Raw genomic sequence first — 24,644 nt, 5'->3', positions numbered from 1 at the left:
GCCTCAGGGCCGCGGCGCGGGCCGCTCGGCGATGTCGGTCGGCTTGGCGCACACGCAGAACTCGTTGCCCTCGGGATCGGCCAGCACCACGTAGTCGTCGTCCGGGTCGTCCTCGACGTGCCGCACGTGGCGGGCGCCGAGCAGCACCAGGCGGCGGACCTCGGTGGCCTGGTCGTCGGTGTAGAGGTCCAGGTGCATCTGGTCGCGGGCGGTGACCGGGGTGGCCGCCACCTGGAGCGAGACGGTGCCGTGGTCGCCGTGCAGCACCCGGAAGTCGTCACCGGGCGCGCGGCTCGCCGGGGTCAGGTCCAGCGCCTCGGACCAGAAGTGGGTCATCACCTCGATGTCGGCGCAGTTGATCACCGTGCTGCCCAGCCGGATCGCCATCGCGCTCCCGTCCCCTCGTCGCGGTACCGCCGGCCCGTCCGCCCGTAGCGGTACCGCTGGCCGCGTACCCCGGCACGCCCGGTACGAACGCGGTAGAACGGATGCGTGACGATGCGGATCAGGGCGGCCCGGCCGGCCGAGGCGGCGGTACTGAGCGCGCTGGCGCTGCGGTCGAAGGCCCACTGGGGGTACGACGAGGCGTTCATGGCGGCCTGCCGGGCGGAGCTGACGTTCGGGCCGGAGCGCCTGTCGGCCGGGCGGGCGCTGGTGGCGCAGGCGCCGGACGGGCAGCCGGCCGGGTACGCGGCACTCGACGGCGAGCCGCCGGCCGGGGAGCTGGGCGCGCTGTTCGTCGACCCGCCGTTCATCGGACAGGGCGTGGGACGCCTGCTGTACGACCGGATGATCGCCACCGCCCGGCGCGCCGGCTTCACCACGCTGACGATCGACGCGGACCCGAACGCGGAGGGTTTCTATCGCGCGATGGGCGCGGTACGGATCGGCGCGACCGCGTCCGGCTCCATCCCCGGACGCGAACTGCCGCTGCTGGAGGTCACGCTGGCCTGAGCCGCGCACGGTCGCGCCGCCGGCGGTCAACTCCGTTGCTTTGCGGGGGGTTTCGTCGTCTTGCTGTGCCCCGCGCCCGCTGGTATCCAGTACCTGCGCGCCCGGTGTGGGCGCGCCAGGGGACCGGTGGCGGTGCTGCCGGGACGGGGGGAACAGCGTGTTCGGGGTGCTGCGCGACAGGGACTACGCGCTTGTCATATCGGGGCAGGCGTTGTCGACGCTGGGGGACTGGCTGCTGCTGATCGCGGCGCCCTACTACGTGCTGAAGCTGACCGGCTCCACGCTCGCCACCAGCTTGTCGATGGCCGCCGAGACCGTGCCGGCGCTGCTGATCGGACCGATCGCCGGGGTGCTGGCCGACCGCTGGGACCGCCGGAGCACCATGATCGTCACCGACCTGCTGCGGGCCGCCGCCATCGCCGTGCTGCTGTGCGTCCACCGGCCGGGCCAGGTCTGGATCATCTACGCGGCGCTGGTCGCCGAGGCGGCCTTCAGCCAGTTCTTCACCCCCTCGCGGCAGGCGCTGATCCCGGTGCTCGTCGGCCGGGGCGGCAAACTCACCGAGGCCAACGCGTTCGCCGCGCTCGTCTCCGGCGTCGTCCGCCTGATCGGCGGCCCGGCCGGCGGCGCGCTCTACGGGTTCTTCGGCTTCCGCCCGGTGGTCTCCGCCGACGCCGCCAGCTTCCTGGCCTCCGCCGCACTGGTCGGCGCCGTCCGCTACCGCGCCGAACCCGTCCGGCGGGTGCGGGACGCCGCCGGGACGCTGCGCCGGTTCGCCGCGGAACTGCGCGAGGGCGCCGGCCACGCCAGACGCGCCCCCGGCCTGCCCGCGCTGATGGTCTCCGCCTGGCTGCTGTTCGCCGCCAACGCCGCGATCTCCGTGCTGCTCGTGCCGTACACCGCCCGCGGGCTGCACGCCTCGGCCGGACTGCTGGGCTGCATCCTGGGTGCCCTCGGTGCCGGGTACATCGCGGGCGGCCCGATCGCCCGGCCGGTCCTGGCCCGCCTCGACCCGCGCACCGCGTTCGCCGTCGGGCTCGGCGGCCTCGCCGTCGCGTTCGGGCTGCTGTTCACCGTGCACGTCGCCTTGTGGGACGTGGCGCTGGCCACCCTCATCGGCCCGCCCGCGGTGATCTTCCTGGTCTCCGCCGACACCTACCTCGCCCGGCACACCCCCGACCGCCTGATGGGCCGCGTGACCTCCGTCTACGGCGTCGTGCAGGCCGCCGCCGGCCTCATCGGCGCGCTCGCCGGCTCCTTCCTGGTCGTCCGCGCGGGCTTCACCGCGACCGCCTGGATCGCCGCCGCCGGCTGCGGCCTGGCCGTGCTGACGGTGCTGCGCGTCCCCGGCGGCCACCACGCCGAGGCCGCCGCGGCGGTGGTGGGCGCGGGCGACCCGTTGCCAGCAGCCGGTGAACACGAGATATCTTGATGTCGAGTAATGTTGCAGACCTGGAGCGGAGCACCTGGTGACTGACTCGACCATCATCTATACGCACACCGACGAGGCGCCCGCCCTGGCGACGCACTCGTTCCTGCCGGTGATCCAGGCCTACGCCTCCACCGCCGGTGTCACCGTGGAGACGCGGGACATCTCCCTGGCCGGGCGGATCATCGCCCACTTCCCGGAGTACCTCCAGGAGAGCCAGCGTATCGATGACGCCCTGGCCGAGCTGGGCAAGCTCGCCAAGACGCCCGGCGCCAACATCATCAAGCTGCCCAACATCTCGGCCTCCATCCCGCAGCTGAAGGCGGCCGTCGCCGAGCTCCAGGAGCAGGGCTACGCGCTGCCGGCCTACCCGGACGACCCGAAGACCGACGAGGAGCGCGAGATCCGCTCCCGGTACGACAAGATCAAGGGCAGCGCCGTCAACCCGGTGCTCCGCGAGGGCAACTCCGACCGCCGCGCCCCCGCCTCGGTGAAGAACTACGCCAAGGCCCACCCGCACCGCATGGGCGCCTGGGACTCCAGCTCGCGCACCAACGTCGCGCACATGGCCGCCGACGACTTCCGCTCCACCGAGAAGTCGGCCGTCATCACCGCCGACGGCAGCCTGCGCCTGGAACTGACCGGCGACGACGGCACCACCACCGTGCTGCGCGAGTCCGTACCGGTCCTGGCCGGCGAGGTCGTCGACGCCTCCGTGATGCGGGTCGCCGCGCTGCGCGAGTTCCTCACCGCGCAGATCGGCCGGGCCAAGGCCGAGGGCGTGCTGTTCTCGGTCCACCTGAAGGCCACCATGATGAAGGTCTCCGACCCGATCATCTTCGGCCACGTGGTGCGCGCGTTCTTCCCGAAGACCTTCGCCGAGTACGGCGACGTGCTCGCCGCCGCCGGCCTCACCCCCAACGACGGCCTCGGCGGCATCCTCAAGGGCATCGCCGCGCTGCCGCAGGGCGACGCGATCAAGTCCTCCTTCGACGCCGAACTGGCCGAGGGCCCGGCGCTGGCCATGGTCGACTCCGACCGCGGCATCACCAACCTGCACGTCCCCAGCGACGTCATCGTCGACGCCTCCATGCCGGCCATGATCCGCACCTCCGGCCACATGTGGGGCCCGGACGGCGCCGAGGCCGACACCCTGGCCGTGCTGCCCGACAGCAGTTACGCGCCGATCTACCAGGTCGTCCTCGACGACTGCCGCGCGCACGGCGCCTACGACCCGGCGACCATGGGCTCGGTGCCCAACGTCGGCCTGATGGCGCAGGCCGCCGAGGAGTACGGCAGCCACGACAAGACCTTCGAGATCCCGGTCACCGGCACCGTCCGGGCGGTCGACGCCAACGGTGACGCGGTGCTGGAGCAGGCCGTCGGCGCCGGCGACATCTTCCGCATGTGCCAGACGAAGGACGTGCCGATCCGCGACTGGGTCAAGCTCGCCGTCACCCGCGCCCGCGCCACCGGCGTCCCGGCCGTCTTCTGGCTCGACGAGGACCGCGCGCACGACGCCCACCTCATCGCCAAGCTCGACGCCTACCTGCCCGAGCACGACACCGAGGGCCTGGACATCCGCGTGATGACCCCGGCCGACGCGACCGCCTTCTCCCTGGAGCGCATCCGCCGCGGCGAGGACACCATCTCGGTCACCGGCAACGTGCTGCGCGACTACCTGACCGACCTGTTCCCGATCCTGGAGCTGGGCACCAGCGCCAAGATGCTGTCGGTCGTCCCGCTGATCGACGGCGGCGGCCTGTTCGAGACCGGCGCCGGCGGCTCGGCGCCCAAGCACGTCCAGCAGCTGGTCAAGGAGAACTACCTGCGCTGGGACAGCCTCGGTGAGTTCCTGGCCCTGGCGGTCAGCTTCGAGCACCTCGCGCAGACCACCGGCAACGCCCGCGCCCAGGTGCTGGCCGACACCCTCGACCGCGCCACCGGCACCTTCCTCAACGAGGACAAGTCGCCGTCGCGCCGCCTCGGCGGGATCGACAACCGCGGCAGCCACTTCTACCTCGCCCTGTACTGGGCCCAGGAGCTGTCCCGGCAGACCGACGACGCGCAGCTCGCCCAGGCCTTCGGCGCGCTGGCCGACCGGCTCACCGAGCAGGAGAAGACCATCGTCGACGAGCTGATCGCGGTGCAGGGCTCGCCGACCGACATCGGCGGCTACTACCAGCCGTCGGTCGCGAAGGCCGAGGCCGTCATGCGCCCGTCGAAGACCTTCAACGAGGCGCTGGCCACCCTGGCCTGACCCGCCCCGCGGCCGGCACCCCCGCCCGCCACGCCCCGCCCCGCCCGGTACGCACCGGCCGGGGCGGCGGCGTTCTCCGGCCCCGGCGGGGGCGCCGAACCCCGCCGGGGGCTCAACGAACCCGCCGGGGCAGCCGAACCCCGCCGGGCCCGCCAGAGGTCGCCGCCCCGGCACCGGCGGGGCCGTCAGCCGGCACCCGTCACCCCTCAGCGTCCAGGTAGGCCGGCCGCGTACCGCCCAGGCGGACCGGGTCGGCGACGATGTCGAGGGCGACGACGCGGCCGCCGGCCACCGTGAGGCCCATGACCACCGCCGGCCGCCCTCCCGGTGCCGAGACCAGGCCGACCGAGCCGTCGACCAGGGCCGGGCGGGCGAACATCGCCATCGAGCGGAACGCCAGCGCCTGGCCGGCCACCTCCCGGGCGCCGCGCACCACCCGGACCGGGCCGGGCAGTCCGGCGCCGGTGTCCGCCCGCAGCACCACGTCGGGGTCCAGCACCGCCAGCAGCGCCTCGAAGTCGCCGTCCCGCGAGGCGGCCAGGAAGGCGTCCACCACCGCGCGCTGCCGCCCGTGGTCCCGGTCCGGCTCCGGCGCCGCGCTCTCACCGCGCACCCGGCGCCGGGCCCGCGACGCCAGCTGGCGTGCCGCCGCCGGGGTGCGGTCCACCAGGGGCGCGATCTCCTCGAACGGCACGCCGAACATGTCGTGCAGCACGAACGCCAGCCGTTCGGCCGGGCCCAGCGTCTCCAGTACCACCAGCAGCGCCAGGCCGACCGAGTCGGCCAGCAGCGCCTCCGCCTGCGGATCGGCCGCGCCGTCCCGGCCGGCGACCGGGTCCGGCACCGGTTCCCCGATCAGGTCCTCCGCCCGGCGGGTGCGGGCCCGCAGCACGTCCAGGCAGACCCGGCCCACCACCGTCGTCAGCCAGCCGGCCAGGTTGTCCACCCGCTCGCCGCCCTCGCCGCCGGACCGGCTCAGCCGCAGCCACGCCTCCTGCACCGCGTCGTCGGCCTCGCTCAGCGAGCCCAGCATCCGGTACGCCACCGAGCGCAGCCGGCCGCGCTGCTCCTCGAAGCGGGCCGCCAACGCGTCCTGTTGCGCGGTCATCAGTCACATTCTCCCGTCGTCATCCGTCACAGGTATGACGCACCGCGCCGCGCGGACGTGACGAGCCCGCCGGTCCCGCGGCCCCACCGAAGGAGAATCCGAGATGCGCTCCCGTATGACGAACCCGGCCGTCGTGCTGCCCGAGGCGGTCAAGCCCATCATGAGCCTGCTGGACGTCGCCCGGTCCGGCGGTCTGCCGGCCGGCACGCTGGAACTGGTCCACCTGCGCGTCAGCCAGATCAACGGCTGCGGCTTCTGCGTGGACTTCGGCATCCGCGGCGCCCGCAAGGCCGGGGAGAGCGACGAACGCCTCTTCGCGGTCGCCGCCTGGCGCGACACGCCCTACTTCACCGACGCCGAACGCGCCGCGCTCGCCCTCGCCGAGTACGCCACCCGGCTCGCCGACCGCTCGGACGCCGTCCCCGACGCCATCTGGGACGAGGCCGCCCGCCACTACGACGAACGCGGCCTGGCGGCGCTCGTGCTGTGGATCGGCGTCACCAACCTCTTCAACCGCCTCAACGTGGTCACCCGCCAGGAGGCGGGCTCGGTGGCCCTCTGAACGGCCCGGGGGAGTTCCCCCGGGCGACGCGCGGGCCGACCGGCGCCGGAGGGGAGCGCCGGTCGGCCCCGAGCGGTCGAGGGCCTCGCGGGTCCGCACCCGCGAGGCCCGCACCTCGACGCACGCCGGCGGACGCCTGCGGAACGCTTGCGGGCCACCGGAACGGCGACCTGCTCGCGGCCCCCGTGAGCCGGACCGTGCGGTGGCCGTGCGGCGCCGGCCCGGCCGACGGAGGTGCCCGGCCCCCGCCTCCGGAGTTCCGGGGCGCCGCACACCTTCACCGGTTGCCGCAGCCCGTTACGGCACCCCGGCTGCCGCTGCCCGCTACGACCGGCGCCGGGGCTTCCCGCGCCGGCCGCCGCCCGAGCCGCTGCCGCCCGAGCCGCCGGCGCCGCGGCGTGGCGTGGGCCGTTTCGGGGTACCGCCGGCCGGCTTGTGCTTGGCGGCGGCCGGCGCGGGGCGTTCGGCCGCCGGTTCTGCGCCCTGGGCGCGGCCGCGGCCGCGGGTGCTGTTGACGGTCCGGCCGCGGACGATGCCGATGAACTCCTCGACCAGTTCGGGGGTCTCGTCGGCCAGCGGCCACGACAGGCCGACGCCGGAGCCGGGGGCGTCCGGGACCGGGCGGTAGGTGAGGTCGCGGCGGTGGTGCAGGCGGGCGACGGACTGCGGGAGCAGCAGCAGGCCGATGCCGGCCGCCACGAGTTCGACGGCGTCCGCCGTGGTCGCGGGGCGCTCCAACGCCGGGCGCCCCGGCGGGTGTTCCCACTCCAGCGTGTCGTCGAGGGGGTGCAGCACGATCTCGTCGGCCAGGTCCGCCAGCGACACCTCGTCGACCGCCGTCACCAGGTGGTCCTTCGGTACCAGGACCACCGTCGTCTCGGTGTAGAGCGGGATCGCGCTGAGGGCGCCGCGGTCGAACGGCGTACGCACCAGTCCCGCGTCGGCGCCGCCGTCCCGCAGTACGCCGTTGGCCTCGGCGGCGGGTACCGCGACGAGTTCCAGCGGCACGTCGGGCAGCCGCTCGTTCCACACCCGCACCCACTTGCCGGGCGTCATCCCCGGGACGTAGGCGAGCCGGAACGAAGGGGGTACGTGCGAGCCTGTCACGCCGCCAGGCTACCGGTCGTGGTCGAGGCCGCCGCACACGCTCGATACCCTGGACCCATGACGTCGCAGCAGACCACCCAGACGATGAAGCCCGCGACCGCGGCCAAGAAGCTGGGTGTGTACCTTCAGGCCACCCCCGCCGAGTTCCAGGAGGGTGTCGTCTCGCGCGACGAGCTGAACGCGCTCCAGAGCGATCCCCCCGAGTGGCTGCGCGCGCTGCGCCAGCACGGACCCCACCCCCGCCCCGTGGTCGCCGCGCGCCTCGGGGTGTCCATCTCGGGTCTGGCCCGCGGTGGCGTCACCGACGCCCTCACCACCGACCAGATCCAGGAACTGCGCGAGGAGGAGCCCGAGTGGCTCCGCCAGGAACGCGCCACCCAGGCCGACGTCCGCAAGGAAGCCGTCCGCCTGAAGGACCTCAAGGACAAGAGCGAGGCCAAGAGCGCCGCCAAGGCCGCCAAGTCCGAGCAGCCCCGCCGCCCGCGTCCCTGACCCGCGCCCCAGACCGCGTCCCGACCGCGCCGCCCGCCCCCGGGCGTGCTTCCCGGCCTACGCCGCCGCGTGGCTCCCGGTGCCGGTGACGGCGTCGGCCGGCCGGCGGGGCAGGGCGTGGGCGCGCCCGGCGAGGGACAGGGTGCGGGTGAGCGTCATGGCGATGGCCATCAGCAGCAGCGCGTCGGTCAGGGCGTCGCCGGTGACCCGGTGGGCGACCATCCAGCTGCCCAGCTGCGGGCCGAACCAGTGCGCCGAGCCGTAGGAGAAGGCGGTACGGGCGCCGATCACCGCGATCCACACGGCGGCGTAGCCCCAGGCGGCGCGGCTGACCGGCTTGCCGGTGCGGGGGCTGCGGTAGACCCGGGTGAGCCGGGTCGCGAGCAGGCCGAGCAGCAGGCCGGCCGCGGTCAGCGCGATCTCCAGCGCCAGGCCGGCCCCCCGGGTGGTGAAGCCCTTCAGGTAGATCGGCACGATCGCGCCGGCGGTCAGCAGCGGGCGCAGGATGCGGAACGGGCCGATCTTGCGGTGCGGTCCCAGATCCGCCTCCAGGACGGTGAACAGGACGAGCGCGTTGATCAGCAGGGCCTGGTCGAGGCTGGACACGATGCGTGGCCTTTCGGTCGGGGCGGTTGGTGCGACCTCCTCAGATTCCGCCACGGGACGGGGGCCGGGCGTCGCCGCTGGAGGCGACAGCGGGGTGAACCGCGCCCGGCCGCCGGGTGGTCCCCGGTACTACGCCGCGGCCGGCCGGTCACCCGCGGGGTGATGCCCGGCGGCCGGGCGTCTCCTAGCATGGAGTCACCGCAGGAAGGCCGCCGACCGGCCGCCATCAGCCGCTGCCCACGCCATCCCCACGGACGATCACCGATGACGGACCGCCAGCCCCGCCCGACCGCCCGCGACTCCGCCGGAGCCGCCCCGGCCGCGTCCGGCGCCCCCGCACGACCGGCCGCCGATGCCGCCCCGCGCGGGGAGGCCGACGCGCCGGCCGCCGGTCACCGGGCCGGTGCGGCGACCGCGCCGCGGGCCGGCCGGTGGCCGCCGAAGTGGCTCGCCCCGCACCGCGGCACCACGCTGCGCGCGCTGTCCTGGCTGGCCCGGGCCGTCGCGTTCACCCTCATCGGCGTCGAGACCTTCGCCGGCCCCGGCCTCGGTTCCGCGAGCATGAAGGTGACGGCGGGCGCCTACGCGCTGTGCGGGCTGACGCTGGTGCCGTGGGGGCTGCTGGAGGTCCGCGCGAACGGCCTGCGGCGCGGCACCCAGGTGTTCCTGCTGGCGATCACCGCGACGGCCTCGGCGGCGGTGTGCACCCTGCCGCACGCCGGGGCCCTGCTGGGGCTGGCGATCATCGCCGTGATCGACGCCGGCGGCGCCACCGACCTGACCGCCGGGTGGACCGTGACCGGCCTCGGCGTCCTGGCCGTCGAGACCGGCGGCCTGCTCAACGGTTCGGACCGCGCCGTCCTGCTGGGCTACCCGCTCTCCCTGCTGGCCGGCCTGCTGATCGGCTACAACCGGCGCGTCTACCGGGTCCGGGCCGAGGAGACCGCCGCGCTGCTCGCCCAGGTCGAACAGCTGCGCGCCGAACAGCGCCGTGCCGCGGTGCTGGAGGAGCGCGCCCGGATCGCCCGCGAGATCCACGACGTCCTGGCGCACTCCCTGGGCGCCCTCGGCATCCAGATCCAGACCGCCCGCACCCTGATCGACCACGACACCCGCCGCGCCGACGACCTGCTCGGCGTCGCCCAGCGGATGGCCGCCGACGGCCTGGCCGACACCCGCCGGGCGGTCCAGGCCCTGCGCACCGACGTCCCCCCGCTCCCGCAGGCGCTGGCCGGCATCGCCGAGACCCACCGCCAGCACCACCACGCCGCCGTCACCGTCTCGGTGGAGGGCGGGCCCGCCACGCTTCCCCCCGAGCGGACCGTCTGCCTGGTCCGCGTCGCGCAGGAATCCCTGACCAACGCGGCCAAACACGCGCCGGCCCAGGCCGTGGACATCGCCCTTCGCTACGAGGACCACCAGGTGACCCTGACCGTCAGCAACCCGCTGGGCGACCGCGCCCCGACCACCCCCCGCCTGGCGACCGTCGACGGCGGCTACGGGCTGACCGGGATGCGCGAACGCCTGCTGCTCCTGGGCGGCACCCTCACCGCGGGCGCCCACGACCGGCGCTGGACCGTCACCGCCCGGGTGTCGCGATGACCGACGCCGCCGCGCCGCCGCTGCGCATCGTGGTCGCCGACGACCAGGCCACCATCCGCGAGGGGCTGGTCATCATGCTCGGCCTGATGCCCGACATCGACGTCGTGGGTTCCGCCGCCAACGGCCTCCAGGCCCTCGAACAGGTCGCCCGCCACCACCCCGACGTCATCCTGCTGGACCTGCACATGCCCGTGATGGACGGCATCGAGGCCACCCGGCAACTCACCGCCCGGCACCCGGAGGTGGCCATCGTCGTGCTGACCACCTACGCCGACGACACCTCCGTCCTGGAGACCCTGCGGGCCGGCGCCCGCGCCTACCTGACCAAGGACGCCGACAAGCTCCACATCGCCCGGACGCTGCACAGCGCCGCGGGCGGCTACGCGGTCCTGGACCCCCAGGTGCAGGCCGCACTGCTGGCCGCCGCCACGGCCGTTCCGGCCCCGGCGGACCCCGTGGCACCGCCGCCCGGCGACACCCCGCCCGACGGGCTGACCCCCCGCGAGACGGAGATCCTCACCCTGATCGCCCGCGGCATGACGAACACCGAGATCGCCGCGGCCCTCTTCCTGAGCCACAACACCGTCAAGACCCACGTCAACCGCATCTTCACCAAGACCGGCTCCCGCGACCGCGTCGCCGCCAGCCACTACGCCCACCGCCACCACCTCGACTGAGGCGTGCGGCCGGGGCGTTCCCCCGCCGCCGCGGCGTCACGCGCCGACGCCGTCCCCGTCCGCGTGACGTGGGTCACGGAATGGGTGAGGGGCGGTCCGGGTAGCTCACATACCGTTGCCACGCGGTCGGCCCGCGGCGCCGGGCGGACACCGCCCCGCGTCCCCGAACCCCTCCCACCACCGCCCAGGCCGGCCCCCGTTGACGATTCGAACGCCTCACCACTTCCTAGGAGCATGAGGTCCGATGACGCGAACCATGCCACTACGGCGCCGGCGCGGTACGAGCGGGACCTGCCGGGGCGCCTGCGGCGCGCCGGTGGCGGATCGCGGCGACCGGAGCGGCCGGTGACCGCCCCCGCGCGGGTGGCCGGCCCGGACGCCGAATCCTCCCTCGTCTGGGACGACGGCGCGCTGGTCGTCGTCGATCAGCGTCAACTGCCGCACAAGGTCGAGCTGTTGCGGCTGGAGAGCGTCGACGAGGTGATCGGCGCGATCCGCACCCTGGCGATCCGGGGGGCGCCGGCGATCGGGCTGGCCGGGGCACTGGGCGTGGCGATATCCGCCCACCGGCACCGGCGTGCCGACGGGTCGTGCGACGAGCCGCTGGTGCGTGCGGACGCGGAGAAGCTGGCCACCGCGCGGCCCACCGCCGTCAACCTGGCCTGGGCGGTCCGCCGGGTGCTGACCGCGCTGGAGGGCGGACCGGAGGCGGTGCTGGCCGAGGCGACCGCGATGCTGGCGGAGGACCGGGCGACGAACCTGCGGGCGGCCCGGCGCGCGGCGGACCTGGTGTGCGACCTCGTGCCGCGCCGCCCGCTGCGGGTGCTGACGCACTGCAACACCGGCCGGCTGGCCACCGCCGCCGTGGGCACCGCGCTCGGCGCGATCCTGGAACTGCACGCCCGGCACCTCGTCGCCGAGGTCCTGGTCGGCGAGAGCCGGCCGCTGCTTCAGGGGGCGCGGCTGACCGCCTGGGAGCTGGACCAGGCCGACGTGCCCTACCGGCTGTGCGTGGACTCCGCCGGGGCGGCCGCGATGGCGCGCGGCATGGTCGACGTGGTGCTCGTCGGCGCCGACCGGATAGCGGCCAACGGCGACACCGCCAACAAGATCGGCACCTACGGGCTGGCGGTGGCCGCCGCGCGGCACGGCGTGCCGTTCGTGGTCGTGGCACCCGAGTCCAGCTGGGACCCCCGGACGGCCGGCGGCGAGGCGATCGAGGTGGAGGAGCGCCCGGCCGCCGAGGTGATCGGCTTCGGTGGCACCGCGGTCGGACCGCTCGACGCCCGGGCGTTCAACCCGGCCTTCGACGTGACCCCCGGCGAGCTGATCACCGCCGTCGTCACGGAGGACCGCGTCTTCGACCCGCGCCGCGACGCCCCCGCGGCCGGCCGGGACGCGGCACGCCAACTGGCCGCGTTCACCCGGGAGATGTACACCCGCGGCTGGATGCCGGGCACCTCGGGCAACCTGTCGGTGCGCACGAGCGGCGACCGGGCGCTGATCACCGCGAGCGGGCGCGACAAGGGCGACCTGACCGAGAACGACGTGGTGGAGGTGGACGCGCGCACCGGCGTCCCGGTCGACCCGGACGGCCCGCGGGCCTCGGCGGAGACCTCGATCCACGCCGCCGTCTACCGGGCGACGGACGCCGGCGCGGTCATCCACGTCCACGCGCCGCACGCGACAGCGGTAGCCTGCCGCACGGGCGGCCCCCGGACCGCGGTCCTGCCGCTGTCCGGCTTCGAACTGCTCAAGGGGCTGCGGCTCGCCGATCCGTCGGCCACCGCGCTGCCGGTCTTCGCCAACCACGCCCGCGTCGCCGACATCGCCGACGAGGTGGCCGCGTACGTGGCCGGCCACCCGGACGGGCCGCCGGGACTGCTCATCGCGGACCACGGCGTCACCGCCTGGGGCGCCGACCTGGCCCAGGCCCGCAACCACCTCGAATGCCTGGAATCCATCTGCCAACTGCTGTTGCTCGGCGCCCGCCCGGTGTGGCCCGTGGCGGACCCCACCGCCGGGCGGGACGAGAGGACCGACGCGTCATGACGCTGCTTCAGGTAATGCCCGACAACGCGCCGCGCACGGTGCTGCTGCGCACCCGCGACGACGACACGATCACCAAGGAGCTCGCCGAGCGCGGCGTGTCCCTGCGGCACTGGCCGGTGCGCGACGGGCTGGGTGCCGAGCGCCGCCAGGAGGACGTGCTGGCGCTGTACCGGGCCGAGGTCGACGCGCTGTGCGCCGCGGAGGACCTGCGGGTGGTCGACGTGGCCCAGCTGACCCCGGCCGACGACGAGGCGTGGCGGGAGAAGGCCGCCACGGCCCGTAAGGCGTTCCTCGACGAGCACCGGCACGCCGAGGACGAGGTGCGCTACTTCGCCGCCGGCACCGGCTGCTTCTACCTGCACCTGGACGGCCGGGTGTACGCGGTGGTGTGCGAGGCCGGCGACCTGCTGTCGGTGCCGGCCGGCACCCGGCACTGGTTCGACATGGGACCGCGCCCCGACTTCTGCGCCATCCGCTTCTTCCGCGACGAGGACGGCTGGGTCGGCGACTTCACCGGCGACCAGCTGGGCGCGGACTACCCGCGGTTGGACGCCCTGCTGGCGGAGGGTTCGTGACCCACGGCGGCGTGACGGCGGTGGTGCTCGACATCGAGGGCACCACCGGTTCGCTCACCCACGTCCAGGACGTGCTGTTCCCGTACGCCCGGCCCCGCATCGCCGGCTGGGTCGCGGCGCTGCGCGGCAGCCCGGAGCACGCCGAGCTGCTGGACGCGGTGCGGGCCGAGACCGGTGAGCCGGCCCTGGACGAGGCGGGCGCCGTCGCGGCGCTGGAGGGGTGGGCGGACACCGACACGAAGGCGGCACCGCTGAAGGCCGTACAGGGCGGCATCTGGGCCGGCGGCTACCGCGAGGGCGTGCTGCACGGCCACGTCTACCCGGACGTGCCGCCGGCGCTGCGCCGCTGGCGGGCGGCGGGCGTGACCGCGCACGTGTACTCCTCCGGTTCGGCCGCCGCGCAGCGCGACTGGTTCCGGCACAGCGACCTCGGCGACCTGTCGGGGCTGCTGCACGGCCACTTCGACCTGGAGAACGCCGGCCCCAAGCGGGAGCCGGACTCCTACCGGGCGATCACCGCGGCCCTGGCGGTGCCGGCGCGGGCCACCGTCTTCCTCAGCGACGTGGCCGGGGAACTGGACGCGGCGGCGGCGGCGGGATGGCGGACGCTGGGCGTGCGCCGGCCCGACGACCCGCGCGGCGCCGACATCGAAGGCCACCGGACGATCTCCACCTTCGAGGGCCTCGACCTGAGCGCTTCCCCCGCCCCGGCCGCCGCCGGCGACCGTACCGCCGACCCCGCCACCGAGGCCTTCCCCGCCTGACGGCCGCCGCCGCCCCGCGCCGACCGCGCCGGGCGGCGGCACCGGTGCCGTGCGGGGCTTCGGCGGCTTCCGCGGCGCGTTCGGCGGCGGTAACGGTGCCCGGTGGCACCGGTGAGGCTCGACGGCGCCCGGTGGAGGCACCGGTACCCGGCGGGGGCTTCCGGCGGCTTCCGTGAACCCGTTCGGCAACCGCGCCCGGCGGGGCTGCCGTGAACCCGTTCGGTAACCGCGCCCGGCGGGGCTGCCGTGCACCCGTTCGGCCCCTGCACCGGCGCCCGGCTGCGGCCCCCGCGAACCGTTCCCCGACGCGGGGGCCGTTCGCCACGGTCGGCCCCGGCCGTCGGCCCCTGCGGTCAGTCCCGGCGCGCCGCAGCCACCTGACCCGGCGTCACCCCGGTCGCGACACATCGCGCCGCCTCAACGTCCCTGTCCTCGGGGCGAGTTGAGGCCCGATCGTGCCCGCCACGCCCCCGTGGGCCGCCCGTTCGCTCCGCCGGCCCCCGACCGGCAGCGCCTACGCTCGAAGGCAGCCGGCGCCCCGACCGGGGGCGCCGAGGGCGAGGGAACGCGGATGGGACTGCACGCAGGAACCGGACGGGCACCGCGCACACGCGGCGGGCCGCGACCGTGCCGGGTGCGGGGGCCCCGGGCCGCCGCGGCCGGCCGGCACGCCGCCGGACGCACGGCCCGGTATGCCGAGGGACATGTCCGTTGTGCGGTGGACGCCGCCCGTATGGCCCCGTCCGGTGCCCGGCGGCGGTCCGCCGCGGGCCCGGCCGCCGGGCACCGCACCGCCGGCCCTCACCGCCCTGCCCGCCCGTGACCGCTCCGGCCGTGGCGGCCACGTCCACCGAACCACCGAGGATCAGCAGGAGAACCACCATGTCGCATCCCGTTCTGCCGCGCCGACCGGAGGCACGGTGGATCCTTGTCGGAGCCGCCCTGTCGGCCCTGGGCCGCGGGCTCACGCTGCCGTTCCTGTTCATCTACCTGACCGAGGTCCGCGGCCTGTCCGGCACGCTCGCCGGGCTGGCGATCGGGCTGTACGGCGTGGGCAGCCTGGTGCTGTCGCCGGTCGGCGGGTCGCTCATCGACCGGATCGGGGTGCGGCGGGTCCTGCTGCCGTGCCTGGCGATCGAGGGGGTGGGCACCGCGGGGCTGGCGTTCGTGGGGTCGCTGTGGACCGTCCTGCTGGTGATGACGGTGATCGCGATCGGCAGTTCGGCGATCTGGGCCGGCCAGTCGGTGCTGCTGGCCTCGCTGACCGCTCCGGGGGAGCGGCAGCGGGTCTTCGGGCTCCAGTTCACCCTGCTCAACCTCGGCATGGGACTGGGCGGCCTGATGTCGGGCGCGGTCATCGACGTCCACCGCCCGGTGACGTTCCAGGCCATCTACCTGCTCGACGGGCTCAGCTTCTTCGCACCCCTGGTGATCCTGCTCATGCTGCGCGGGGTCGGCCGCACCACGCCCGGCCCGTCCGCCGCCTCCGCCGCACCGCGCGCCGGCCGCTCGCCGGTCGGCTACCTGGCCGTGCTGCGCGACCGCCCGTTCCGCCGGCTGATCCTGTTCGGCCTGGTCCTGGCCACCTGCGGCTACGCCCAGATCCAGGTCGGCTTCACCGCCTACGCGGTCCAGTTCACCCACGTCACGCCCCGGATCGTCGCCTGGGCGCTGGCCGGCAACACCGTGGTCATCGTGGTCTCCCAACTGCTCATGGTCCGGCTGCTGGAGCACCGCAGCCGGTCGGCGGTGCTGGCCGCGGTCGGCGGGCTCTTCGCCGTCGCCTGGCTCGCGCTCGGCGCCGGCGGCCACGCCGGGGGCGGCGTCCTGCCGGTGCTGGGCGTGGTCACCTGCGCCGCGGTCTTCGGCTTCGGCGAGACCTTGCTGTCGCCCGTCATGCCGGCGGTCACCAACGCGCTGGCCAGCGACGCGCTGCGCGGCCGGTACAACTCCGTCAGCTCCATGGTCTTCGGCATGAGCGGGGTCATCGGCCCGGTCACCGCCGGCCCGCTGCTGGAGCTGGACCGCGGCACGGTCTGGGTCGTGCTGGTCGTCGCCGGCTCCCTGGTCGCCTCGCTGCTGGCGCTGTCGCTGCGCCCGCTGCTCACCGCCGCCGAGGACGGCCGCGCCGTCCAGCAGGCCCCCCGACCCGAACTCGCCCGCCGCTGAAGCACCCCTGGACCCGCCCCCCCGAACCCGCCGCTGAAGCACCGCCGGACCACCGGCGGCCCGATGCCGGACCGCCACCGGACTGCCGCCGGACCGCCTCCGAGGCACCGCCGGACCGCCTCCGAGGCACCTCCGGACCGCCTCCGGTGCTCCGCCGACCCGCCGCCGGAGCACCACCGACCCGCCGCCGGCCCGCCTCCGGAGCACCCCCGCAAGCCCCGCTGAACCGCCGGCTCCCCGCCGCGCCCGCGGACCGCGCCGGGGCGAACGGCGGGTCGGCGGGCGCTTCGCGCGCCGGCGGCGGCCGGGTTTTCGCCGCCAAACGCCGGCTCGGCTCCTTTCCGTCCGGGGGTGCGCGGCGGGGCAAACAAACACCGCTCCCCGCGGTCGAGCACGCCGCGCGCGACCCGCTGAAGGCTCCGGCGGGCTTCCGGGCCGGAGGGGCCCGTTCCGCCGCGCCGCCGTCCGCGGCGACCCATCACGGTCCCCGCACCAGGCAGGTCCTGCGCGGACCGGTATGTCAGCCCAACACCCCCGCACCTGCGTACTGTTGACGGAATGACAGGTTCCGCACCCCGGCGCCGGCCGCACGCCGAACGGGCAGAATCAAACGGGATGCCGGGCGTAACGGGTGCATGAAATAGCCCGTGATTTTGACGTCTTGACACTGGGTTGGGCTGTTGCGCACTCTTTTCGGGGCGCGAGACCACAGGCGCCCCATCCATTCCCCCAATGGAGAAATGCCCCTCCCGATAAAGCCGACTTCCGTGCCGCTTCCCCCACGTTCCGCGTCCGGGCACTCTTCCGGCATGCCTTTTCGGAAAGGTCATCATGTCCAGCTATCGATCGTTCGCGGAGTCCTACGTCGGCGGCTTACGTGAGGTCCTCGAAGAGGGTCATGACGTACCGTCCGTGCGGGATCCGCTGTCCAAGGCTTCGGGGTTCGGTCAGGGCGACCGGCCGTACCGGGAGCTGATCGGCTACCAGACCCGGATCGAGGACCCGACGTCCTCCCTCGCGGTCACCCCGGACCTGCCGCTCAACCTGTCGTACTGCTTCGGGCTGCTGGCCTGGTCCCTCGACGGCCGCAACGACGTCGGCACCCCGGCCTACTACCGCCGCGGCGCCCACGAGTACTCCGACGACCAGCACACCCTCAGCGGCGCCTTCGGCCACCGGCTGATCACCGCCAACGGCAACCAGCTGGAGGAGGTCGTCGGCCGCATCGAGCGCGACCCGGCGCACCGCCGGGCGTTCGCCCTGGTGCTGGAGCCGCAGGACAACTTCCGCCAGTCCCGCGAGTACCCCTGCGCGGTGGGCGTCCACCTGTTCCTGCGCGACGGCGCCCTGACCTGGCTCACCGTCATGCGGGCCCAGCAGGCGCTGACCGTGCTGCCGTACGACGCCTTCCTCTTCATGGGGATGCACCAGTTCGCCGCCTCGCTCCTCGGCGTCCCGGCCGGCCCGTACATCCACCAGGCCGGCACCTTCCACTTCTACGACAACGAGGTACCGCTCGCCCGCAAGATCGTCGATTCGCCGGCGACCGAGGCCGTCCTGCCGGCCTTCCCCGCCACGGCGGACGGCGGACGCGAGGTGGCACGCGAGCTCATCGACTTCGAACTGCGGCTGCGTCAGGCGGCCGAGGCGGGCGACACCGCCGTCGTCGACGAGATCGCCGCCCACAAGGCGAACACCGAGTTCGCCGACGTGGCCCGCGCGTGCCTGGCCACCCACGCCTACCGCAAGCTCGGCGACACCACCTCGCTCGTGACCAGTCCAGCCGCCAGGGGTGCCGTGGCAGACCTGATCGCCGCGATCTGACGCACCCGAGGGACGGTGAGCACAGTGAGCAACACGATCCGCGCTCTCCTGGAACCGTGCCCCCCGGACACCGGCGAGCTGGACCGCCGCCTGTCCGGCCGGCGCCGGCGGTTCGGCTTCGTACCGGGCGGAGCGGCGCACCGTTTCCCGGTCATGGCGGCCCTGGTGCCGGTGGCGACCAGCCGCGGTGGTGAGGTCGCCTACCCCGGCGACCCGATGTGCCTGTACGCGGCACTGACCCTCACCATCCAGCGGTCCGCCACCGCACCGGACGCCCTGCTGGCCCGGGAGCCGTCGCTCGACGACGTGCTCCCGGACTGGGGGCACTACCCCGACGACGACTACCGGCGTGCCGAACACGGCTACCGGACCACGCTGATCGCCGACAACCCGACGACCGACGGGCACGTCTTCGACCCCCGGGTCTGGGACGATCCGGCCCGCGAGCAGTTCGTCGCCGAACTGATCGCGCTGCGGCCCCGGGTGGTCCTGCTCAGCGCGGTCTCCGCCGGGCACCGCTACGCGCTGGAGATGGCCGCCCTGGCCAAGACCCACTCGCCCGGGTGTGTGGTGGTGATCGGCGGCCGGCACGCGGACGAGACCGTCCGCTACCAGCGCGCCTCGCACACCCTCGACCTGTCGTGGAGCAGCACCGTCGCCGTCATCGGCGACGGCCGGTCCGAGCGGGTGATCGACTTCGTGGTCGCCGGCGACGGCGCCCCCGGCCTGGACCTGCTGCTCCAGGCGGTCTCCCTCGTCCTGCCGGCGGAAGCCGAGGAGTGCGTCGACACCGCCGCCGTCCTGGACGCCCTGCCGCTGGTGGCCGGCGCGCAGCCGGACCTGACGGGGGCGTTCACCGTCGTCGGCATCCTGCCCGACGGCTACACCGCCGTCCCCGTCCAGGGACGCCGGCTGTCGTCGGCCGAACTGCCCTCGCCCTACGAGGCGTTCTCCGTGCGGGCCCGGTTCGGCATCTTCACCCGCGCCGACAGTTCGGCGCTGGGCAGCCGCACCGCGCACATGCTCACCCTGGACGCCTGCCCGTTCAAGTGCACCTTCTGCTCGGAGAGCATCCAGGTCTCCCAGCGGCCCACCCGCTTCGCGGTCACCGAGACCGAGCACGCGGCGGAGCGGCTGGGCCAGATGATGGACTGGGGGGCCGAGGCCGCCTTCTTCGACGACCCGGTCTTCTGGGGCGGCAACTGGCGGGCGATCAACAACTTCTGCCGCGACTTCGAGGCGCTGCGGGCCGCACGCGGCGACGAGCGGCCGTTCGAGTGGGGCGCGCAGCTGACCGTCGACGTGGTGCTGAACCGGGCCAAGTCCGACGAGGTCGCCGAGGGCCTGGACCGGATGGCGCGGGCCGGGTGCAGTTACATCTACATCGGTATCGAGAGCATGGCGCAGCGGGTGATGGCGCACGTCGGCAAGAACCTGCTGCGCCGCAACCCCGAGACCTGGGTCAGCAAGGTCCGCGAGGCCCTGGACACCATCCGCAGCCACGGCATCCGGGTCGGCAGCTCGGTGCTGTTCGGCCTGGACGGTGAGAACCGCGAGACGATCCAGGAGACGATCGAGGAGATCGGCCGCCTGATCGACGACAAGCTGCTGATCATGGCCAGCCCCAACATCCTCACCTACCACCCCGGTACCGCCATCACCGCCCAGCACGGGCAGGACCGGCTGGACTACCACTCCCGCAAGGACAACCGGCCTCCTTTCACCTACTTCGAGGAGGCGTACCCGGAGGTCATCTCCAAGCTCCTCACGGAGGACGACATCTGGTACATCCATGAGGCCGCTGCCAAGAGGTGGGGCAGCGTGCGCAACAGTGCCGCCGAATCCCTGACGGAAGCCGGAGCGTGACCATGACCATCCAGATCCCGCAGCCGGGAGGCGAAGTGCTCGACGTCGACCGCAAGAGCTACTGGGGTGAGTACTTCACGTACTTCCCCGCGCTCGCCCGCTACATCCCGCTGGGCGAGTACGCCCGGCGCGTCCGGCCCCGGGCCTGCGTCATCGGCGCCTCCGACGGCAAGTTCGCCCTGCCGCTGCTGCGGGCCGGCTGGGAGGTGGTGGCGGTCGAGACCGACGAGCTGTTCCTGCACGGCGGCGAGATCGACCTCATCGACGGCCACCACGAGATCGTCGGCCTGTACGACCGGCTGGCCTCGGAGGGCTTCGAGGACCGCTGCACGGTCGTGAAGAGCGACTACATGACCCTGCCGGCCGACGGCGACTTCCAGCTGGTCATGGGCAGCGGCCTGTGGTCGCAGCCGCCGAACCGGGTCCACCCGCTGGAGTCGCTGATGACCCATGCGATGGACATGGTGGCGCCGCGCGGCATCTTCTTCGCCGACTACCTCATCGGCCTCAACGACGAAGAGCGCGAGTGCGGTTACTACCCGGAGACCCCGGAGATGGGCAAGATCCTGACCCGGCCGGGCTGGGAGCTGTTCGAGAACGCCGACCTGGGCATCTACGGCGAGAGCCACCTGGGGTACGAGGAGTGGCACTACCACCGTTATGCGGCGGCCATCGTGCACCGCAAGCCGCTGCCGACCCCCGCGACGTGACCACTGCGGAGCCGGTGCCGCCGGGCGGCTGCCCCGGCCCGGGCGGCTGCCGCCGCCCGTGGCCGGGCGGCCGCCCGGCGGTCGTGGTGAGCGACCTGGACGGCACGCTGCTGGGCACCGACGGGCAGCTGAGCGAGCGGTCGGTGGCCGCGCTGCGCGACGTGGCCGCGCACGGCGTCCAGCTGGTCTTCGCCACCGCGCGTCCCGCCTGGTCAGCCCGAACGGTACTGGCCGGCGCGGTCGGCACCGGGGCGCTGCTGGTGTCGTCCAACGGCGCGGTGATCGGCGACCTCGACACCGGCCGCGTCCAGCGGGTGCGGCCGATGGCGCCGGCCACCGTGCGCGCGGTCGTGGCGGATCTGGGCCCCGCCGCGGTGTGGGCGGTCGACCGCGAGCACGACCGGCTGCTCGGGCCGGGCTGGCCGGATGTGCTCGCCGACCGTCCGGGCCATGCCCGGACGGTCACCGAGCTGCCGGACGGCCGGAGTATCGTCTGTCTGATGGTGCATGGAGGTGACGACGGGTCAGCGGCGCTGCTCGGCGTCCGGCACGCGGTGGTGGCGACCTCGTCCGCCCCGGGCCTGCTGGAGTTCTCCGCGCCCGGCGCCGACAAGGTCTCGGCCGTGCGGTGGCTGCTGGACCGCACCGGCACGCCCTGGACGTCGGTCCTGGCGTTCGGCGACGGGCTCAACGACCTCGGCATGCTGACCGCGGCGGGCCGCGGGGTGGCCGTGGCCAACGCGTCCCCCCAGGTGCTCGCGGTGGCCGACGATGTGGCGCCGCATCACGACGACGACGGAGTGGCCCGATGGCTGGAGGAACATCTGTGTCCAGCGACCCCGAAGTGCCCGGTGGGAACGGTGTGATGGCGCCGTCCCGCGTCTGGGTCGTGGGCACCCCCGGTTCCGGGAAGTCCACCCTGGCCGGCGCGCTGGCCGCCCGCACCGGCGCGCCGCAGGTGCAACTGGACGCCGTCTACTGGGGTCCGGGCGGCGTGCCGCTCAAGCCGCAGGAGTTCACCGACCGGCTCGCCGAACTGCTCGCCGGTGACCGGTGGGTGGTCGACGGCCAGTACCCGGCGGCCGTCGAGGGCTTCGTCGACCGGGCCGACTGCGTGGTGTGGGTCGACCCGCCGCTGGCGGTGTCGTGGTCGCGGCTGCTGCGGCGCACCGTGCGCCGCTGGATACGCCGCGAACCGCTGTGGGGCGGCACCCGCGAGACCTTCTGGACCGTGGTGGGGCCGCACTCCATCCTCTGGTACGCCCTCCAGGTGCACCGTTCCCAACGACAGGCGGACGCCGAACTGTTCGACCGGCTGCGCGACGCCGGCGTCCGACTGGTCCACGTCCGGGGCGGCGACGCGCTGTCGTCGGCCGGCTTCGGCGGACACTGACCCCGCACGGGACGTGTCCGCCGGCTACATCCTCTTGACCGCCATGGAGTTACCCGTGCCCGTCTTCATCCACGACTCGTTCGCCGAGTTGCCCACCGCCGACTGGGACGCCCTGACCGTCGGTTCCACCATCTACTCCTCCAGTGGTTTCGCGGGCGTCCGCGAGGAGGAACTCCCCCCGGGGGCGCGCTGCCGCTACCTGCTGGCCCGGGACGCCGCCGGCGAGGTGGTCGCCGGTATGGAGAGCTACACCTTCCTGCGCCCCCCGCACGGCCTGTTCACCCCCGCCGACCTGCTGGAAGGCGTCATCGGCGCGGAGCGGCTCGCCCACCTGGCGGCCAGCCCGCTGTCCATCGCCGCCGGCTGGTCGGAGTTCCGCGGCCAGGTGCCCGGCCGCCCCGGGGTCCCCGCCGAACAGCGCGCGGCAGCCGTCGGCGACCTCACCGCGCAGGCGATGCGGCTGGCGGACGCGGCGGACGCGAGCGTGCTGGCCTACTACTACCTGCCGCTGGAGGAGGCGCAGGAGGTGGCGCGGGCGCACGCCGGCGACGGCGCGGTGCTGCTCTTCCACGACGTGGAGACCGTGGTGCCGATCGGCCTGTGGAACGACTTCGACGAGTACGTGGCCTGGCTGCCGTCCGGCCGCCGCCCGCGGGCCCGCCGCGAGCTGCGCCGCTTCCTGGCCAGCGGCCGCACGGTGCGCGAGTCGCCGCTGCCGCAGGTGGTCAAGGAGATCGCCCCGCTCAACAGCGCGCTGATGCTCAAGCACGGGCACACCGCGTTCGACGAGGAGCGCGTCACCAGCGTCTACGACCGGCAGGGCCGCTTCCTCGGCGACTCCAGCACCGTGCTGATCAGCGAGGACGACGGCAAGGCGGTCGGCTTCGCGCTGCGCTACCGCCAGGGCGACATGCTCTACGGCCGGGTCGCCGGCTTCGACTACTCCGCGCCCAACCTCGCCGACTACTTCAACCTGGTCTTCTACCACCCGATCGCGGCCGGCGTGGGCCGCGACGTGCGCGCCATCCACCTGGGCCTGGGCACGTTCGAGGCCAAGATGGTCCGTGGCGCGCAGCCCAACCCGCTCTACAGCGTCTTCGTCGGTGTGGACCGGCCGCTGGACGCCGACGCCGACGCGGTGCGCGAGTACAACCGCTCCCGCACGGCGGCCTTCGTGGACGAGCACGCCGGCTTCGTCGTCGGCGGCATCGACGCCGACAGCTGGCTGCCGGCCTGACCGCGCGTCCCGGCCGCCCGCCCACGCGGCGGCCGGGACGTCCCGCGGCCTACGAGGCGGAGTCGCCGGGAACCGGCCAGATCTGCGGGAAGAACTCCGGGTCGGTGTAGTCCGGCAGCCCCTCGGGCGTCCGGCGCACGAGGTAGTCGTGCTTGTAGTCCTGCTGGAGGCCGTCGGACTGCCGCCAGTCGCGGTAGCCGTTGGTCTCGTCCTGCATGTGCAGCGTCACCGCGCGGCGCGGCACCCCGCTGACGTTCGGTCCGCTGCCGTGGTAGAGCAGGCAGTGGTGGAAGGACATGTGGCCCTTGGGGATGTTGATCACGGCCTTCTCCGGGACGGCCACCCCGTTGCGCGCGGCGTCCTCCTCCAGCACGTACTCGCGCCTGCGGTCCCCTTCGGTGATCGGCGGGCGCACCGTGCCGTGCCGCGAGTTCCACCGGTGGCTTCCGCTGACCATGGTGACGGTACCGAACTCCTCGGTGCAGTCGTGGAACGGAATGAACGCCGTCAGCATGTTCTCCGAGGTCGACGTCGGCCAGTAATACTTATCGAAGTGCCACGAGACGATATTCGACGTCTCTTCCGCGACCGGTGGCTTGTAAACCATCGTGGTCTGGAAAACCGAGATCCTCGACGCCTGTGCGAGCCGGGCCGCCACCGCTCCGATGATGGGTTTGCGGAGAATTTCCGCGAAGGTCTTGTCCCGGTAGTGGATATAGTCCGTCTTGCGCTGGATCTCGCCGTGGCTCGGCTTCCAGTCGTCGAGCCGCGGCGGATTCATGGCCAGGGGGCGATCCTCCTGACCTGCGTAGAAGCGCTTACTGGCCTCGGTCATCGCGTCGGCCTCTTCGTCGGTCAGCAACTTCCCCGACAGATACCAACCGCGCTCGGACCAGTTCCGTACATCCTCGTCGGTCGGGAGGAGTGCAATTTCCTCGGAACTGAGCCCCGAATACCCGTTCATTTCTGGCCGGTCCTTCCTGACGCAAACGTTTCCGCTCGTGCGACGTTCTACGCTAGCCGATCGGCCCGATACACGCCAGAGGGTCCTATCATAAAAGCGGGAGTGGATTCCGTGATGAAATGGACTTCCCCCACCACCGGGCACCCCGCCTGCCCGGATCGCCCGCGCCGACGCCCGTTTCCCGCCCGTTTCGCCCGGCGTCCTGGGGGTCGGCGGCGGGCCCTGCGGTGACGCTCCGGAGCGCCTTTCCGTCATGCCCTTCCGCCGCGCCGGCGGACCCCGCGGGGTGGTCC

Annotated in this window: 22 protein-coding genes; 17 read left to right on the top strand and 5 right to left on the bottom strand. The window is 74.0% G+C overall.

Features of this window, described 5'->3' with window-relative positions; genetic code table 11:
• Nucleotides 1–3: 3 nt before the first annotated feature.
• Nucleotides 4–387: a VOC family protein gene (locus POF43_RS25485; protein ID WP_271322551.1), complete on the bottom strand. Its 384-nt coding sequence runs from the start codon at nucleotides 385–387 to the stop codon at nucleotides 4–6.
• Between the two features lie 111 nt (nucleotides 388–498).
• Here POF43_RS25485 and POF43_RS25480 point away from each other — a divergent pair, with 111 nt between their 5' ends.
• The 3 genes from POF43_RS25480 (at nucleotide 499) to POF43_RS25470 (ending at nucleotide 4,643) form a co-directional block, all read left to right on the top strand.
• Nucleotides 499–954 carry a GNAT family N-acetyltransferase gene (locus POF43_RS25480; protein WP_271322559.1) on the top strand — a complete coding sequence of 152 codons (456 nt, stop codon included), beginning with the start codon at nucleotides 499–501 and terminating at the stop codon, nucleotides 952–954.
• A 166-nt stretch (nucleotides 955–1,120) separates the two neighbouring features.
• On the top strand, nucleotides 1,121–2,386 hold the full coding sequence (locus POF43_RS25475) for an MFS transporter (protein ID WP_271322550.1): 1,266 nt from the start codon (nucleotides 1,121–1,123) through the stop codon (nucleotides 2,384–2,386).
• 37 nt (nucleotides 2,387–2,423) lie between these two features.
• On the top strand, nucleotides 2,424–4,643 hold the full coding sequence (locus POF43_RS25470; protein WP_282704772.1) for an NADP-dependent isocitrate dehydrogenase: 2,220 nt from the start codon (nucleotides 2,424–2,426) through the stop codon (nucleotides 4,641–4,643).
• Between the two features lie 199 nt (nucleotides 4,644–4,842).
• Here POF43_RS25470 and POF43_RS25465 read toward each other — a convergent pair whose 3' ends face one another.
• Nucleotides 4,843–5,751 carry a sigma-70 family RNA polymerase sigma factor gene (locus tag POF43_RS25465; protein WP_271324818.1) on the bottom strand — a complete coding sequence of 303 codons (909 nt, stop codon included), beginning with the start codon at nucleotides 5,749–5,751 and terminating at the stop codon, nucleotides 4,843–4,845.
• A 103-nt stretch (nucleotides 5,752–5,854) separates the two neighbouring features.
• On the opposite strand from POF43_RS25465, the gene POF43_RS25460 reads away from it, so the two are divergent.
• Nucleotides 5,855–6,313, top strand: a complete 459-nt coding sequence (locus tag POF43_RS25460; protein WP_271316805.1) for a carboxymuconolactone decarboxylase family protein — start codon at nucleotides 5,855–5,857, stop codon at nucleotides 6,311–6,313.
• Between the two features lie 324 nt (nucleotides 6,314–6,637).
• On the opposite strand, the gene POF43_RS25455 is transcribed toward POF43_RS25460, so the two are convergent.
• A complete protein-coding gene (locus POF43_RS25455; protein ID WP_271324817.1) occupies nucleotides 6,638–7,420 on the bottom strand; it encodes a LysR substrate-binding domain-containing protein in 783 nt (260 codons plus the stop codon).
• A gap of 57 nt (nucleotides 7,421–7,477) precedes the next feature.
• Between POF43_RS25455 and POF43_RS25450 the strand changes: the two genes are divergently transcribed.
• Nucleotides 7,478–7,912 (top strand): DUF5997 family protein, encoded by a 435-nt coding sequence (locus POF43_RS25450; protein ID WP_271324816.1) that lies wholly within the window; start codon nucleotides 7,478–7,480, stop codon nucleotides 7,910–7,912.
• A 57-nt stretch (nucleotides 7,913–7,969) separates the two neighbouring features.
• On the opposite strand, the gene POF43_RS25445 is transcribed toward POF43_RS25450, so the two are convergent.
• A complete protein-coding gene (locus tag POF43_RS25445; RefSeq protein WP_271324815.1) occupies nucleotides 7,970–8,518 on the bottom strand; it encodes a hypothetical protein in 549 nt (182 codons plus the stop codon).
• Nucleotides 8,519–8,782: 264 nt separating this feature from the next.
• On the opposite strand from POF43_RS25445, the gene POF43_RS25440 reads away from it, so the two are divergent.
• From POF43_RS25440 to POF43_RS25385, 12 genes are all read left to right on the top strand, one after another.
• Complete coding sequence (locus tag POF43_RS25440; RefSeq protein ID WP_271324814.1) at nucleotides 8,783–10,120, top strand: sensor histidine kinase; 1,338 nt, start codon at nucleotides 8,783–8,785, stop codon at nucleotides 10,118–10,120.
• The gene (locus POF43_RS25435) at nucleotides 10,117–10,797 is read left to right on the top strand and encodes a response regulator (RefSeq protein ID WP_271324813.1); all 681 of its coding nucleotides are present in this window, start codon (nucleotides 10,117–10,119) and stop codon (nucleotides 10,795–10,797) included. The genes POF43_RS25440 and POF43_RS25435 overlap by 4 nt, the downstream gene beginning before the upstream one ends.
• Before the next feature lie 345 nt (nucleotides 10,798–11,142).
• A complete protein-coding gene (gene mtnA, locus POF43_RS34995) occupies nucleotides 11,143–12,849 on the top strand; it encodes an S-methyl-5-thioribose-1-phosphate isomerase (protein WP_271324997.1) in 1,707 nt (568 codons plus the stop codon).
• Entirely contained in the window at nucleotides 12,846–13,424 is a 579-nt protein-coding gene (locus tag POF43_RS25425) for a 1,2-dihydroxy-3-keto-5-methylthiopentene dioxygenase (RefSeq protein ID WP_271324996.1), read from the top strand. Before mtnA ends, POF43_RS25425 begins: the two co-directional genes overlap by 4 nt.
• On the top strand, nucleotides 13,421–14,188 hold the full coding sequence (mtnC, locus tag POF43_RS25420) for an acireductone synthase (RefSeq protein ID WP_271324995.1): 768 nt from the start codon (nucleotides 13,421–13,423) through the stop codon (nucleotides 14,186–14,188). Before POF43_RS25425 ends, mtnC begins: the two co-directional genes overlap by 4 nt.
• 882 nt (nucleotides 14,189–15,070) lie before the next feature.
• Nucleotides 15,071–16,357, top strand: coding sequence for an MFS transporter (locus tag POF43_RS25415; RefSeq protein WP_271324994.1), 1,287 nt, complete (start codon nucleotides 15,071–15,073; stop codon nucleotides 16,355–16,357).
• Between the two features lie 831 nt (nucleotides 16,358–17,188).
• Nucleotides 17,189–18,181 (top strand): thymidylate synthase, encoded by a 993-nt coding sequence (locus POF43_RS25410; protein ID WP_271315185.1) that lies wholly within the window; start codon nucleotides 17,189–17,191, stop codon nucleotides 18,179–18,181.
• Nucleotides 18,182–18,205: 24 nt separating this feature from the next.
• Nucleotides 18,206–20,047, top strand: a complete 1,842-nt coding sequence (locus tag POF43_RS34990) for a B12-binding domain-containing radical SAM protein (RefSeq protein WP_271324043.1) — start codon at nucleotides 18,206–18,208, stop codon at nucleotides 20,045–20,047.
• A gap of 2 nt (nucleotides 20,048–20,049) precedes the next feature.
• Nucleotides 20,050–20,757: a class I SAM-dependent methyltransferase gene (locus POF43_RS25400; protein WP_271315183.1), complete on the top strand. Its 708-nt coding sequence runs from the start codon at nucleotides 20,050–20,052 to the stop codon at nucleotides 20,755–20,757.
• Nucleotides 20,754–21,623 (top strand): HAD family hydrolase, encoded by an 870-nt coding sequence (locus tag POF43_RS25395; protein ID WP_271315182.1) that lies wholly within the window; start codon nucleotides 20,754–20,756, stop codon nucleotides 21,621–21,623. Before POF43_RS25400 ends, POF43_RS25395 begins: the two co-directional genes overlap by 4 nt.
• A complete protein-coding gene (locus tag POF43_RS25390) occupies nucleotides 21,584–22,150 on the top strand; it encodes a P-loop NTPase family protein (RefSeq protein ID WP_271315181.1) in 567 nt (188 codons plus the stop codon). The genes POF43_RS25395 and POF43_RS25390 overlap by 40 nt, the downstream gene beginning before the upstream one ends.
• A 55-nt stretch (nucleotides 22,151–22,205) precedes the next feature.
• Nucleotides 22,206–23,387 carry a GNAT family N-acetyltransferase gene (locus POF43_RS25385; RefSeq protein WP_271315180.1) on the top strand — a complete coding sequence of 394 codons (1,182 nt, stop codon included), beginning with the start codon at nucleotides 22,206–22,208 and terminating at the stop codon, nucleotides 23,385–23,387.
• Nucleotides 23,388–23,436: 49 nt separating this feature from the next.
• On the opposite strand, the gene POF43_RS25380 is transcribed toward POF43_RS25385, so the two are convergent.
• Nucleotides 23,437–24,351, bottom strand: coding sequence for a phytanoyl-CoA dioxygenase family protein (locus POF43_RS25380; RefSeq protein ID WP_271315179.1), 915 nt, complete (start codon nucleotides 24,349–24,351; stop codon nucleotides 23,437–23,439).
• Nucleotides 24,352–24,644: the final 293 nt, after the last annotated feature.

Origin of the sequence: Streptantibioticus silvisoli (genome assembly GCF_027947535.2) — a bacterium.
In the GTDB taxonomy this organism is placed as follows: domain Bacteria; phylum Actinomycetota; class Actinomycetes; order Streptomycetales; family Streptomycetaceae; genus Streptantibioticus_C; species Streptantibioticus_C silvisoli.
Note: the sequence above shows the minus strand (reverse complement) of the source record. Positions and strands in the feature narration are given on the sequence as shown.